General features: G+C 65.1%; 11 protein-coding genes. 5 read left to right on the plus strand and 6 right to left on the minus strand.

Going from position 1 to position 13,734, the window contains the following annotated elements:
- Positions 1-67 precede the first annotated feature (67 nt).
- The 3 genes from thrS to WN72_RS30180 all read left to right on the plus strand — a co-directional run bounded on the left by thrS (position 68) and on the right by WN72_RS30180 (position 4,106).
- Positions 68-2,110 carry a threonine--tRNA ligase gene (thrS, locus tag WN72_RS30170; RefSeq protein ID WP_167380674.1) on the plus strand — a complete coding sequence of 681 codons (2,043 nt, stop codon included), beginning with the start codon at positions 68-70 and terminating at the stop codon, positions 2,108-2,110.
- 97 nt (positions 2,111-2,207) lie between these two features.
- Entirely contained in the window at positions 2,208-2,771 is a 564-nt protein-coding gene (locus tag WN72_RS30175) for a nitroreductase family protein (RefSeq protein WP_027560048.1), read from the plus strand.
- 66 nt (positions 2,772-2,837) lie between these two features.
- Complete coding sequence (locus WN72_RS30180) at positions 2,838-4,106, plus strand: serine hydrolase domain-containing protein (protein ID WP_092213688.1); 1,269 nt, start codon at positions 2,838-2,840, stop codon at positions 4,104-4,106.
- Here the strand turns inward: WN72_RS30180 and WN72_RS30185 are convergent.
- Together WN72_RS30185 and WN72_RS30190 are read right to left on the minus strand one after the other, a co-directional pair.
- Positions 4,092-6,554 carry a putative bifunctional diguanylate cyclase/phosphodiesterase gene (locus WN72_RS30185; protein WP_092213686.1) on the minus strand — a complete coding sequence of 821 codons (2,463 nt, stop codon included), beginning with the start codon at positions 6,552-6,554 and terminating at the stop codon, positions 4,092-4,094. The two genes, WN72_RS30180 and WN72_RS30185, sit on opposite strands and share 15 nt — an antisense overlap.
- A gap of 294 nt (positions 6,555-6,848) precedes the next feature.
- On the minus strand, positions 6,849-7,697 hold the full coding sequence (locus WN72_RS30190; RefSeq protein ID WP_092213684.1) for a LysR family transcriptional regulator: 849 nt from the start codon (positions 7,695-7,697) through the stop codon (positions 6,849-6,851).
- 104 nt (positions 7,698-7,801) lie between these two features.
- Here WN72_RS30190 and WN72_RS30195 point away from each other — a divergent pair, with 104 nt between their 5' ends.
- Complete coding sequence (locus WN72_RS30195) at positions 7,802-8,794, plus strand: zinc-dependent alcohol dehydrogenase family protein (RefSeq protein WP_244553684.1); 993 nt, start codon at positions 7,802-7,804, stop codon at positions 8,792-8,794.
- 23 nt (positions 8,795-8,817) lie between these two features.
- Here WN72_RS30195 and WN72_RS30200 read toward each other — a convergent pair whose 3' ends face one another.
- Positions 8,818-9,057, minus strand: a complete 240-nt coding sequence (locus tag WN72_RS30200; protein WP_231164077.1) for a hypothetical protein — start codon at positions 9,055-9,057, stop codon at positions 8,818-8,820.
- 380 nt (positions 9,058-9,437) lie between these two features.
- Positions 9,438-10,508 carry a hypothetical protein gene (locus tag WN72_RS30205; RefSeq protein WP_092213680.1) on the minus strand — a complete coding sequence of 357 codons (1,071 nt, stop codon included), beginning with the start codon at positions 10,506-10,508 and terminating at the stop codon, positions 9,438-9,440.
- A 233-nt stretch (positions 10,509-10,741) separates the two neighbouring features.
- On the opposite strand from WN72_RS30205, the gene WN72_RS30210 reads away from it, so the two are divergent.
- A complete protein-coding gene (locus WN72_RS30210; RefSeq protein WP_167380673.1) occupies positions 10,742-11,770 on the plus strand; it encodes a patatin-like phospholipase family protein in 1,029 nt (342 codons plus the stop codon).
- Between the two features lie 105 nt (positions 11,771-11,875).
- Here the strand turns inward: WN72_RS30210 and WN72_RS30215 are convergent, their stop codons facing one another.
- Positions 11,876-12,304, minus strand: coding sequence for a CBS domain-containing protein (locus tag WN72_RS30215; protein ID WP_027560055.1), 429 nt, complete (start codon positions 12,302-12,304; stop codon positions 11,876-11,878).
- A 188-nt stretch (positions 12,305-12,492) separates the two neighbouring features.
- Positions 12,493-13,311, minus strand: coding sequence for a rhomboid family intramembrane serine protease (locus WN72_RS30220; RefSeq protein ID WP_027560056.1), 819 nt, complete (start codon positions 13,309-13,311; stop codon positions 12,493-12,495).
- Between the last annotated feature and the right edge of the window lie 423 nt (positions 13,312-13,734).

The following is a 13,734-nucleotide window of genomic DNA, read 5'->3' on the forward strand; positions in this document are numbered from 1 at the left end:
GCCTGATATATCGCTCGTTCCCGCTTACCTGCGCTCGTTCGCAGGAGTGAGCCTCAGGAGAAAAGCAATGTCCGACCAGCCCAAATCCGAGTCTGGCTTCCAGTACAGCCTCTCCAATCTGAAGCCCGTGACCCCCGCCGCCAAAGTCACCCTCACCTTCCCCGACGGCGCCCAGCGCCAATATGACAAGAGCATCACCGGGCTCGAGATCGCCAAGGGCATCTCGCCGTCGCTGGCCAAGCGCACGGTGGCGATGGCGCTCGACGGCGTCGTCGCCGACCTCGACGATCCCATCGAGGCCGACGCCAAGATCGAGCTGATCAACCGCGACGATCCGCGTGCGCTCGAATTGATCCGCCACGACTGCGCCCACGTGCTGGCAGAGGCCGTGCAGACGCTGTGGCCCGGCACCCAGGTCACCATCGGCCCCGTGATCGAGAACGGCTTCTATTACGACTTCTTCCGCAACGAGCCGTTCACGCCGGAAGACTTCGCCGCGATCGAGAAGAAGATGCGCGAGATCATCGCGCGCGACAAACCCTTCACCAAGGAGGTCTGGGACCGCGAGAAGACCAAGCAGGTGTTCCGCGACAAGGGCGAGGCCTTCAAGGTCGAACTGGTCGACGCCATTCCCGGCAACGAGCCGATCAAGATCTACTACCAGGGCGACTGGTTCGATCTGTGCCGCGGCCCGCATATGACCTCGACCGGCAAGGTCGGCAACGCCTTCAAGCTGATGAAGGTGGCCGGCGCCTATTGGCGCGGCGACAGCAACAATCCGATGCTGACCCGCATCTACGGCACGGCCTTCGCCAAGCAGGAGGACCTCGACGCCTATCTCAAGCAGATCGAGGAAGCCGAGAAGCGCGACCATCGCAAGCTCGGGCGCGAGCTCGACCTCTTCCATTTCCAGGAGGAAGGTCCGGGCGTGGTGTTCTGGCATCCGAAGGGCTGGACCATCTTCCAGCAGCTGATCGCCTATATGCGCCGCCGCCTCTCCGGCGACTACAACGAGGTCAACGCACCGCAGATCCTCGACAAGGTGCTGTGGGAGACCTCGGGCCATTGGGGCTGGTACCGCGAGAACATGTTCGCGGCGCAATCGGCCGGCGACGAGGCCGAGGACAAGCGCTGGTTTGCGCTGAAGCCGATGAACTGCCCCGGCCACGTGCAGATCTTCAAGCACGGCCTGAAGAGCTACCGCGACCTGCCGCTGCGCCTCGCCGAGTTCGGCGTGGTGCATCGCTATGAGCCGTCCGGCGCCATGCACGGCTTGATGCGCGTGCGCGGCTTCACCCAGGACGACGCACACATCTTCTGCACCGAGGACCAGCTTGCGGACGAGTGTCTGAAGATCAACGATCTCATCCTGTCGACTTACGCCGACTTCGGCTTTACCGGCGATTTGACGGTGAAGCTGTCGACGCGGCCGGAAAAGCGCGTCGGCACCGATGCGATGTGGGATCACGCCGAGCGCGTGATGGCGACAGTGCTGCGCGAAATCCAGACGCAGAACAACCACATCAAAACCGAGATCAATCCGGGCGAAGGTGCCTTCTACGGGCCGAAGTTTGAATATGTGCTGCGCGACGCCATCGGCCGCGACTGGCAGTGCGGCACCACGCAGGTCGACTTCAACCTGCCGGAGCGGTTCGGCGCGTTCTACATCGACCATGACGGCAGCAAGAAGCCGCCGGTGATGGTGCACCGCGCGATCTGCGGCTCGATGGAACGCTATATCGGCATCCTGATCGAGCACTTTGCCGGCAACTTCCCGCTCTGGCTCTCGCCGGTGCAGGCGGTGGTCACGACCATCACCTCGGAAGGCGACGAATACGCCAAGCAGGTGCTGGAACAGGCGCGGCGCGCCGGGCTGCGGGTCGAGCTCGACCTGCGCAACGAGAAGATCAACTACAAGGTCCGCGAGCACTCGCTGGCCAAGATTCCGGCATTGCTCGTGGTCGGCAAGAAGGAGGCCGAGACGCATTCGGTTTCGGTCCGCCGGCTCGGCAGCGACGGCCAGAAGGTGATGACCACTGAGGAGGCCATCGCCGCGCTGGTCGACGAGGCGACCCCGCCGGATGTCAGGCGGGCCCGCGGCGCCGTCTGATCCCTGAAATCGATCTAAACTCGCTTTCGGTTGCGGGCGTGCATCCCTATCTGGGGATTGCACGCCCGAAGACGACCAGCCGATGAGGAAACCCGCTGTGCCCGATGCCATTGAACTCCTGAAGACCCGCCGCTCGGTCAAGCCGCGCGAGATGACCGGCCCGGGTCCCTCCGCGGCCGAGCTCGAGACGATCCTCACCATCGGCGCGCGGGTGCCTGATCATGGCAAGCTCGCGCCCTGGCGCTTCATCGTCTTCGAGGGCGACGCGCGCCAGCGCGCCGGCGAGGTGATTGCCAAGGTCTTTGCGCGGAAGAATCCCGGCGCGCCGGCGGCTGACGTCGAGACCGAGCGCAATCGCCTGATGGACGCCCCGCTGGTGATCGGCATCGTCAGCTTCACAAGGCCGCATCCCAAGGTGCCGGCGTTCGAGCAGGAATTATCGGCGGGCGCGAGCGCCATGAACATCGTCACGGCCGCGACCGCGCTCGGCTACGGCGCCTGCTGGCTGACCGGCTGGTTCTCGTTCGACCGCGACGTGCTCGACGGACTCGGCCTCAAGCCGGACGAGAAGCTCGCCGGCTTCATCCATATCGGCAAGCCGACCAGGCCGAGCGAGGACCGCCCGCGACCGTTCCTTTCGGAAATCGTGACGCGATTTTAATCGAAGGCTTGTTGACGGCTTCGACATCTTGCGGCTTTGATCCCTTCCGCGAGGGAGGAGGCCCGGATGAAACGCCGTGAATTTCTGGTCGGGGCCGCGCTGCTGGCCGGCACGATGGCGCGAGGCCGCGCCGCTGACATCCCCGCTCCCTCGCCCGAGGGGCTCGACCGCATCACCGCGTATTTCGACAACGAGGTCACGAGCGGCCGGCTGCCGGGCGCCGTGATCCTGGTGCAGCAGCACGGCAAGCCGGTGTATCTCAAGACGTTCGGCGTGCGCGACACCAGGACCGGCCTTGCGATGACGCCGGACACGATCTTCGCCATCCACTCCATGACCAAGCCGATCACGTGCCTCGGCGCCATGATGCTGATCGACGAGGGCAAGCTCGCCCTCACCGACCCCGTCTCGAAATACGTCCCCCTCTTTGCCGACACCAAGGTGGGCATCGAGGTCACCGAGCCGGACGGCAAGCTGAAGCTCGATCTGGTGCCGCCGGTCCGCCCCGTCAACATCGAGGATCTGCTGCGGCACACCTCCGGGATCAGCTACGACTATATCGGCGGCAAATGGGTCGAGCAGGCCTACAAGGCCGCCAACATCTTCGAGGGTCAATTCAACAACAGGGAATTCGCCGACCGCATCGCCAGGCTGCCGCTGGCGCGCCAGCCGGGCACGCTGTGGCGCTACGGCCATTCCACCGACGTGCTCGGCGCCGTCATCGAGATCATCTCGGGCCAGACGCTGTACGAATTTTTGAAACAGCGCATCCTCGATCCGCTCGGCATGAACAGCACCAAATTCGCGCTGGCGACGGAAGGTGAATTGGCGAGGATGGCGCGACCACTGCCGAACGATTTCATCCTGCTCGCCGGCGAGCGCGACCGTCTCGACCATCCCGAATGGCAGTCCGGCGGCGGCGGGCTGCTATCGACCATCACCGATTATCAGCGCTTTTCGCAGATGCTGCTCAACGGCGGCGAGTTCGAGGGCAAGCGTTACTTAAGCCCTGCGGCTTTCAAGGCGATGACGACCGATCATGTCGGGCCCGGCTCCGGCGTCGGCCGCGACTATTTCTATTTTCCGGGCGATGGTTTCGGCTATGGCTACGGCCTTGCCGTGCGCACCGATCCCGGCAATGCGAAGCCGCCGCCGCCGGGCTCGCTCGGCGAATTGAAATGGGACTCAGGCAGCGGCACCTATTTCGGCGTCGATCCCAAGCTCGACATGGTCTACCTCATGATGCAGCAGACCCAGAACGAGCGCAGCCGCATCACGCCCGCGTTCAAGGCGCTGGTCTACGACTGCTATCCGGAGGGGCTACGCCGCCCGTGAGGCGCGCTGGCCGAAATCTGCGAGCAGCTTTGCGATCTCCGCGGCAGGCCGCGCCGCGCTGAACAGGAAGCCCTGCACCTCGTTGCAGCCCTCCGCACGGAGCCAGTCGAGCTGATCCTCGGTCTCGACGCCTTCCGCGGTCGTCGTGATGTTGAGGCTGCGGCCAAGGCCCGAGATCGCGCGCACGATCGCGCCACAATCGGGCCGCTGCGCCAGATCCTTGACGAAGGAGCGGTCGATCTTGATCTTGTCGAACGGGAAGCTGCGGAGATAGCTGAGGCTGGAATAGCCGGTGCCGAAATCATCCATGGAGATGCCGACGCCGAGCTCGCGCAGCTGATGCAGGATCGCGAGATTGGCGTCGGTCTCAGCGAGGAAGATCGATTCGGTGATCTCGAGCTCGAGCCGCTTGGGTGACAGGCCGGACTGCGCCAGCGCCGAGATCACGACCTGAACCAGATTGCGGCTGCGAAACTGCGCCGGCGAGAGATTGACGGCGACCTTGACGTCGCTCGGCCATTTCACGGCTTCGGCGCAGGCTTCGCGCAGCACCCACTCGCCGAGCTGGGTGATGAGGCCGATGTCTTCGGCAACGGGGATGAACTCCGCCGGCGAGATCATGCCCTTGTCGGGATGACGCCAGCGCAGCAGCGACTCGAAGCCTGAGATGCGGTCGGAAGCGATCGACACCAGCGGCTGGTAGTGCAGCTCGAACTCGCCATTGGCGAATGCGCGGCGCAGATCGACCTCCATGTCGCGGCGCTTCTGCGCCTGGAGATCCATCTCGCGCTCGAAGAAATGGTGCACGCCGCCACCGTCGGACTTCGCCCGGTACAGCGCCATGTCGGCGTTGCGCATCAATTCTTCCGACGTCGTCCCGTCGCCCGGCGACAGCGCGATGCCGATGCTGGCGCCGATCACCATCTCCTGGCCGTCGATCTCATAGGGTGCGCGCAGCATGTCGATCAGCAAGGTCGCGCAGGCGCTGGCCTCGTTCGGCGAGACGTCGGCGGCCAGGATCACCGCGAACTCGTCGCCGCCGAGCCGGGCCGCAAGATTGCCGCCGCGGACGGCGGTGGTGAGCCGCTCGGCAACCTCTTTGAGCAGGCGGTCGCCCGACGGATGGCCGAAGGAGTCGTTGATGTTCTTGAACAGGTCGAGATCGATATAGAGCACGCCGACGCGCTTGCCGCCGGCCTGGTCGAGCGCCTGCTTCAGGCGCTCCTGGAAATATTCGCGGTTCGGCAGATCGGTGAGCCCGTCATGGTGCGCCATGTGGGCGATCCGCGCCTCGGCCTTGCGCCGCTCGGTGATGTCGACCACTGCGACGAGATAGCCGTCGCGGTCGTCGAAGGTGACGAGACGGCCGAACGTAAGCACCTCGATCTCGCTGCCGTCGGCGCGCAGATGTCGCCAGTTGCGCGAGGAGTGATAAGTGTCGCCGACGCGTTCGAGCGCCTCGGCATGGCTCTCCCATTCGTCCTGCGGCCAGATCTCGTGCAGCTTCATGCGCAGGAAGGTGGCGCGGCTGTAGCCGTAATGCTGGACCGCGGCGTCGTTGACGCCAAGGAACTGCTTGGTCTCGGCGTCGAACACCCACATAGGCATCGGGTTGTTGTCGAACAGCAGGCGGAACGAGGCGTCGCGCCGCTTCAAGGCGGTGACGTCGGAGATCGTCAGCGAGACCACGTCGGCAAAGGCGGTGGCGCTGAGGCGGAGGTATCGCCCCTCGTTCTCGATCTCGAGCTGCTCGCCGCGGCCGCCCGAGACGGCCTTGAGCAGGAATTCCATGATCTCGGGGGCGGCCAGCAGCGTGCTGCCTTCGCCGATCCGCCGCCACAACAGGCTTCCGGTCGCGAGCTTCAGCAGCGCGCCCGCGCTCTTGTTGTGGTGCACGACCTGGAGATCGAACGGCTTGCCTTCGGCATCGCGCAGCGTCGCCAGCGAAACCACCGCATCGTCGGTCGAGGAGAAGATCGCGTCGAGGAGATTGTATTGCGCGCCGCGTTCGTTGACATAGGCGCCGATCAGGGTCGCGCCCCAGCGCGAGGCGGTCGGCAGCGCGAGCACGTCGTAGGTCCGGACCATGCCGTCGCGCACGCAATGCGCGCTCGCCTGGTGAGGCCGGCCGTTCGCGAGCGCACTCGCCACCGCTTCCGACAGCGCCGTGGCGCAATCGGGCGACAGTTCGGCGACCGGGATGTCCCAGCGCTCCTCGCCGAGCCATTTCTGCACGTAACGTCCGCTGCGCGACAGCTCGAGCGCGCCGTCATTCCTCAGCAGCGCAATGTGGTCGGCGAGCCGTCCCAGGCTGCCCAGCATCACGTCCTCGTAGCGCGGCAGCCGGTCCCCCGGCTTCAACGCGGCACGCCATTTGCGTTGAAGCACCGGGATGTCGTCAAACATTTCGGCGGCCGGTTTCCCCGACGCTTTCTTCGCGGCAGTCATTGTAGTCCCCAACGCACATTCCCCGCGCATCCAATGCAGCGGCGCTTAATGGCGTGTAAAAAGGACGCAGATGCGGGTTCCGATTTAGTGATTATGACAGTTTTAAGTCAGGTGTTGGTTAGTGGGTGTTAGAGACTATGACGGGCGTTTGAAATGCGGTGCTTGCAATGACGGAGTGTGGATCGACAGCTCGTAGGGTGGGCAAAGCGAAGCGTGCCCACCATTGCCAGATGTGATCGCTGAGAAATGGTGGGCATGGCGCGCAAAGTGCGCGCCTTTCCCACCTACGGACCGTCATGCCAGCCGCTCAATCACCACATCCAGCAGCGCGCGCAGGCGGGCCAGCCGCCGCAAGTCGCGGTGATAGCCGACATAGGTGTCGCGGCCGGGCGGGCTCACGCCGATATCGAACGCGACGAGCCTTCGATCGCGGTCGCCGAGCGGGCGCGGCAGCACCGCGAGCCCGCTACCGCCGGCGCAGAGCTCGGCCTGCGCCTGCCTGTTGTTGCTGCGCGCGGCGACTTCCGCCTTCGGCAGTGTGCGCTTCAGCCAGACGGCATCGGGCATATCGGCGAATTCGGTATTCATGGTCACGACGCGGACACCACTGCCGTCGCTCGCGTGCGGCGGCTTGCTGCCCTTCCTGCCGTAGAGCGCGTAGGGAATGTGCAGCAGCTTTCGCGAGATCACCTCGGGCTCGCTGAACGGCTTGATGCGGAAGACGAGATCGGCCTCGCGCCGCGGCAGGCTGTAGAGACGCGCATCGGTCAGAAGCTCGACGATCACCTTCGGGTGGCGCTTGCCAAAGGCAGCGATCACCGGCGACAGCATCACCGTGCCGAACCAGTCCGACGACGACAGGCGCAGCATGCCGTCGAGCTGCGTCTCCGCGCCGGAAGCGTGCCGCTCGAGCGCGAGCGCCTCTTCCTCGATCCGCTCGGCATGGCGCAGCACGGCCGTGCCTTCGTCGGTCAGCACGAAACCGTCCGCGGTGCGCTGAAACAGCACCTGCCCCAACGCCGTTTCGAGCGCGCGCAGCCGCCGGCCCATCGTCGGCTGGGTCTGGCCGATCTTTCGCGCGGCAGCACCTAGCGTGCCTTCACGTGCAATCGCCAGGAAGATGCGCAGATCGCTCCAGTCCATCCAAGAACCCATCATACAAAAACGCACGATCATCGTACATCCTTGTTGCTTTCCATGCAAAGATTCATGGGCCTATTGAAGGTCGACAACGGAGCAAGACGATCATGACGAGACCTTCGACGATGCGCGCGGCCGTGCTGGAGACCCACAACGCGCCCTTACGCCTCTCAACGATCTCCACGCCCGCCATCGGCTCGCGCGAGGTGCTGGTGCGGGTGCACGCGAGCGGGGTCAATCCGCTCGACACCAAGATCCATTCCGGCGCAGCCGCACATGCGCGCCATCCTGTCCCGGCGATCCTCGGACTCGATCTCGCCGGCGTGGTCGAACAGACCGGGCGCGAGGTCTCGCGGTTCAAGCCGGGCGACGAAGTCTATGGCATGACCGGAGGCGTCGGCGGCGTGCAGGGCTCGCTGGCCGAATTCGCCGCCGTCGATGCAGACTTGCTGGCATTGAAGCCGGCCAATCTGAGCATGCGCGAAGCGGCCGCCCTGCCCCTGATCTTCATCACGGCGTGGGAAGGCCTGATCGACCGCGCGGCGCTGAAGGCCGGCCAGAAGGTGTTGGTCCATGGCGGCGCAGGCGGTGTCGGCCATGTCGCGATCCAGATCGCGCGTGCGTTCGGAGCAGACGTGTACGCGACGGGCTCGGCGTCGCAGCGCGCCACCATCGAAGGCTTTGGCGCGGTCTTCATCGACCGCAGCACCGCTGTCGACGTCTACGTCGCGAAGCACACCGGCGGCGGCGGGTTCGACATCGTCTACGACACTGTCGGCGGCAAGGTGCTCGATGCCTCCTTCGAAGCCGTGCGCCGTTTCGGTCATGTCGTGAGCGCGCTCGGCTGGGGCACGCATGCGCTGGCGCCGCTGTCGTTCCGCGCCGCCACCTATTCCGGCGTGTTCACGTTGCTCCCGCTGCTGTCAGGCGAAGGCCGCGCGCATCACGGAGCGATCATGGCGGAGGCGACGCGCCTGGTTGAGGCCGGCAAGCTCGTGCCGCTGGTCGATCCCAGGCATTTCACGCTGGAGAGCGTTGACGAGGCCTATGCACTGATCAGGGATCACGCGACGAAGGGCAAGCTAGTCGTGGATATCTGAGATCGAGTTCGCGGCCTGCGCCGCTAATCCTCGCTCGAGGCCGCGGAGCGGTTGCGCAAATGAGCCTGCGACAGCAGGAAGAACAATGCGCGCTCACCATGATATTTGGCGGCCGGCCGGGTGCGGTCGAACCCGTCGGCAAATATCTTGCCGGACTGGTCGCACACCTGCCACCGCCAACCGAACCGTTTGCGCCTGGTGAGGATCACTTCGAACATGCCGACGGGCTTGGTCCCCTGCTCCTGCCGGTCCTGCAGGTTCATCAACCTGCGCCGGCCTCCCCCATTGGACGGATGCCCGACATATCACGCAGCAGGATGGAAAGAGAATAAGTTTGATTATCGGAAATACGCATCTTCCACCGGCACTTGCGCTGGCCGTAACGAAGTCGCGACACGTCTGGAATAAGCCTTTGGCAGTGGTGTTTTCTTAACCCCCGAACCGCAGCTTGGTAGCGCTGACAGCAATATTCAGCGCCGAACACAAGCAAGCGGCTACGATCTGCTTCTGCTCACTTGTGCACACAAGCGCAGAAAGGTAACGGGAGATAGAGCATTGATGCGCCAAGTGAGAAATATTGTGCCGGATCCGAAGCCCAACGGCAGATCGCATACGGACCATGCGGCATCGCCGCAAAAGCGCCTCAGCGCGCCACGACTTCGACTTCGCCGTCGACGCCGTTCACGACGTTGAAGCCGCGCTCGTAGACCTTGCCCTCGTTCTTGGCGATGGCGCGGTATTCGCCCTCGGAGAGCACGACGCGGGGGAAGGCGCCGATCGATTCCTTGATGACGTCGCCGCCGGGGGTCAGCACCGACCAGGCGGTGTTGGCGAGCGCCTCGCCGCCCCGGTCGCTGACGAGCTTCAGCGTGATGACGGCGGCGCGGTGGGTGATGGTGACGTCGGTGAGCTTGCCGGCCTGGACGCGGATGTCCGAGCGCACCACCGAATTGGCGTCGCCATAATTGGAGATGATGTAGTAGGTGCCCTCCGGCAGCAGCACGACGTCGCCGGCGGCGACGTTCGGCACCAGCGAGGCGCGCTCGCCGGATTCGAACTGGCTGCCCTTGTAGATCGCGAACGAGATCTGGTTCTGCGGAATGCGGCTGGTGCCGACGCGGCCCTCGATGCGCAGGCCCCCGGCGGGCAGCACGAAGGATTCGCGGTCGGTCTCGGCCTTCAGGCTGACGGTGCGCACCGCGCTGACGAGGCCGAAGGCGACGTGCACGACGTAGTTGCCGGGCGGCAGCACGATGTTAGGCGTGGCGTTGCGATCTTCCTTGATCAGTTTGAAGGTGCCGTTCTCGTCGGGACGGTCGGCAAACACCCGCCAGACCAGGCCGCTGGTGATCGCGGCCGAGTCCTTGCCGTATTTTGCGGTCAGCGACAGCACGCCCTGGCCGGGCACGGCCGCGTTGAGCGGCGCGGCCGGCGGCACGGTTGCGACCGCGGGCGGTGGCATGCTGGGCGTCACCGGCTGGGTCAGGGTCGGCGGCAGGCTCGGGGGGCCGGCGCCCTGTCCGGACGGCGCCAGCTGGATGGCGTTACCGGGGTCGGGGACCGACGCGGGCGGCACCGGGGGCGGACGATCGGAGAAAAGCTGCGCCTGCGCGGCGTTTTGGCTTGAAGTGACGACGAACGCGGCAAGGATCAGCGCCGGCAGCAGCCTGCCGCTGCGCCGCCATCCGATGATGCCGTCACCCCCGCGTGTCATGTCACCTGCTTTTCACCGAAAACGCGGCAAATTCAAGCCTTGGAACGCCTGGGAAATACGGACTTTGGAACCGGGCTGACGCCTGCGTGATTAGACCAAAGGCAGCCGGCCCTCGCCACACTCCTGCCCCCTGCTTCCCGAACGGTATAAACCATGCTTGGCCCTCGTTCTGGCGGAGCGGATATACGGCGCCTACTCTGGTTGTGGGGGCTGGCCCGGGTAGGAGAGTTTCGGTGCTTGAGATCTTGAAGGGCCGCGGCGCGAACGGCTCCAATGGCGAGAAGGTCGGCCTCGGTAGCATCCGCCGGCCAGTTGTCGGCCTTGCTCTCGGCGGCGGCGCGGCGCGCGGCTTTGCCCATATCGGAATCCTGAGAACCCTTATCGCCAACGGCATCGTGCCTGATGTCGTGGTCGGCACCTCGATCGGCGCCGTCGTCGGCGGTGCCTATGCGGCCGGCCAGCTCGACACGCTGGAAGATTGGGGGCGCAGCCTGCAAGGGGTGCGCACCATCCTCGGCTATCTCGACATCCGCCTCAACGGCTCCGGCCTGATCGGCGGCGAGAAGCTGGCGACCCGGCTCGAGGAGGCGATCGGCCAGACCCTGATCGAGGACCTGCCGATCAAGTTCGCGACCGTCGCGACCGAGGTCCGAACCGGCCACGAGATCTGGCTGACGCGCGGCCGCGTGGTCGATGCGATGCGCGCCTCCTATGCGCTACCCGGCATCTTCTCGCCCGTGCTGATCGGCGACCGCTGGCTGGTCGACGGCGCGCTGGTCAATCCGGTGCCGGTCTCGGCCGCCCGCGCGCTCGGCGCCGAAGTCGTCATCGCTGCAAATCTTTCCAGCGACATCTTCACCCATTCCACGACGATCTATGCGCACGGCGCGATGCCGGAGCCGATCGCGCCCGTTGCCGAGGAGCCGGCCGCCAAGCGGCGCTTCCCGCGCTTCTTCTCGCCCGAGAAGACCATGAAGCGGGAGTTCTTCGGCGGCGGCGGACGGCCGGGCATCTCCTCGGTGATGGTTGACGCCTTCAACATCATGCAGGACCGCATCACCCGCGCGCGCCTCGCCGGCGATCCGCCGGACATGCTGATCACGCCGCGGGTCGGTCAGTTCGGCTGGTTCGACTTCCATCGCGCCGAAGATCTGATCGCGCACGGCACGCGCGCCACCGAGCGCGCGCTGGAGTCGATCCAGGAGGCGATCGAGGTGCTGGCGCCGGCGCCCGCGGGCAACGCACCCAAAGCGGGCGAGTAAGGCGCGACGAGGCCAAATCCTCATCGCGCTTCATCTTGTTGTTGAGCATGATCTTTCCGGAAGACCGCGACGCGCTTTGCGCCAACGCGGTCCTTCGAGTCCAGATCAGGCCGTCTTGATGTAGTCGCGCAGGGCTTCCTGCTCGTTCTCGTATTCCTGGACGCGCCGCTTGACGATGTCGCCGATCGAGATCAGGCCGACCACCTTGCCGTTGTCGATCACGGGCAGATGGCGGAACTTGCCTGTCGTCATCATCTCCATGAGCTCGGCGACGGTGTCGGTCTCCTTGCAGGTCACGACCTTGCGGGTCATGACCTCCGAGACCGGCGCCTCCAGCACGGCGGCGCCGCGATCGCCGAGCACGCGGACGATGTCGCGTTCCGACAGGATGCCCTCGAGTCGGCTCTGGTTCATCACCAGCACTGCGCCGATCTTCTTCTCGCCGAGCAGCTTGATCGCGGCCGACAGCTTGGCGTCGGGCTCGACGCTCATGATCTGGTGGCCCTTGGTGTTGAGAATGGAACGTACCGTCATTGCTGCCTCCCTGAATCGGAGCCCTCCGCTTTGCGCGGTCCGGACTTGTTCGCGAGTCTTCAACTAACAGTTTTGGCGCGGGTTTCACGCTCGCGCGCTTGTCGAAGCGTTGCCGCTATGGGCTTGTCGCTTCGGAACATTCTTCGCGCAAATGATGGATGAATTCGGGCCGCGCCGCAAGCGCTGCTTCAAATACGGTCTGAAACGTCCTGTGATGACGCATCCGCAGCATCGCTTCGCACGCGCGGCACGGGATCGAACAGCGTGAACAAGAGCAGGCCGGCGAAGAAGCCGCCGATATGCGCCTGCCAGGCGACGCTCGTGGTTTCGGCATCGACGCCGATCGCGCCGACGCCAAAGATGATGTTCACGCCGAACCACACCGCGAGGAAGCCGAGCACCCGCCCGTCGCGCAGCGCGCGCGACAGCGGCAGCGCCGGAACCTTCGCGGCGGTATCGGCGTCCGATCGGCTGAACGACAGGAAGCTGCCACGGACGAAGGCGAAGCGGATGGCGGCGGCCATCGCGCCGGACACCGAGGCCGAGGCGCCGATCATCGGCGCCACCGCATGCTCATGGGTGACGAGGTGGGCGAGCGCGCCGGCCGCCGCCGTCACCGCCATGAACACGAAGAACCTGACCGCGCCGAAGCGCCGCGCCAGCGCGCTGCCAAACGGCAGCAGCCACAGCACGTTGAAGCCGAGATGGGTCAAATTGGCGTGCAGCAGCGAATAGGTGACGAAGGTCCAGACCTTGGCGCCAGCGCCGCCCGGAATTTGCAGGTTCAGCAGCGAGGCATCGTAGCGCTTGGGGATGAAGCCGAAGACGTCGATGGTCCAGTTCTCAAGCTCCGGCGGCAGCAGCACCCGCAGATGGATCACCGCGAGCAGAACGATATAGGCGGTCAGCGCCACCGGCAGCGTCAGGATCGGCTCACGCGAAGCTTCCCCAGCGGCGTTCGGTACGGCCGGCTGAGAGTCTTGCGGAGAATTTGGCGGGGAATCCAAGGCAGCTTCGCTTTCGGGCGCGATCGGAGCGTTACGCTTGGAGATAGTCGCCTTTGCCGGCCTTGCGCAAGTGCACAAAAGGAAAAGGCAGGGCCCTAGGAAAGCCCTGCCTGTCCGTGTCGACCTTCCGATACCGGGGGAATGAAGGTGTATCCCCACCCCTCCCCGGCCCGTGGCCAAACTGTTTGACGCCTGTGTACAGGCCTCGCCGAGAACCTGGATGAAAGCGGCGAGGCTTGCGACCGCGATCACCATAGCAGGCGAGCAGGCGGCGCAAAGTGCATAGTTAACTTAACGTTAACGCCGCAAAGGCCGGCTGAAGAGCGGCGAAAACGCCGCTCCGGCATGGACGCTGCAAATCCCCTCCTGCACAACAACGAAAGGGATCGCGGGTGCACTGAAGCGGGACAGGACTGTCCCGCG

This window comes from Bradyrhizobium arachidis (assembly GCF_015291705.1).
Classification (GTDB): Bacteria; Pseudomonadota; Alphaproteobacteria; order Rhizobiales; family Xanthobacteraceae; genus Bradyrhizobium; species Bradyrhizobium arachidis.

What these genes read in the sequence shown, in the direction of transcription:
- thrS (WP_167380674.1), top strand. Translation starts at nt 68, where the DNA reads ATGTCCGACCAGCCCAAATCCGAGTCTGGCTTCCAGTACAGCCTCTCC.
- WN72_RS30180 (WP_092213688.1), top strand. Translation starts at nt 2,838, where the DNA reads ATGAAACGCCGTGAATTTCTGGTCGGGGCCGCGCTGCTGGCCGGCACG.
- WN72_RS30185 (WP_092213686.1), bottom strand. Translation starts at nt 6,554, where the DNA reads ATGACTGCCGCGAAGAAAGCGTCGGGGAAACCGGCCGCCGAAATGTTT.
- WN72_RS30190 (WP_092213684.1), bottom strand. Translation starts at nt 7,697, where the DNA reads ATGGACTGGAGCGATCTGCGCATCTTCCTGGCGATTGCACGTGAAGGC.
- WN72_RS30195 (WP_244553684.1), top strand. Translation starts at nt 7,802, where the DNA reads ATGACGAGACCTTCGACGATGCGCGCGGCCGTGCTGGAGACCCACAAC.
- WN72_RS30200 (WP_231164077.1), bottom strand. Translation starts at nt 9,057, where the DNA reads ATGAACCTGCAGGACCGGCAGGAGCAGGGGACCAAGCCCGTCGGCATG.
- WN72_RS30205 (WP_092213680.1), bottom strand. Translation starts at nt 10,508, where the DNA reads ATGACACGCGGGGGTGACGGCATCATCGGATGGCGGCGCAGCGGCAGG.
- WN72_RS30215 (WP_027560055.1), bottom strand. Translation starts at nt 12,304, where the DNA reads ATGACGGTACGTTCCATTCTCAACACCAAGGGCCACCAGATCATGAGC.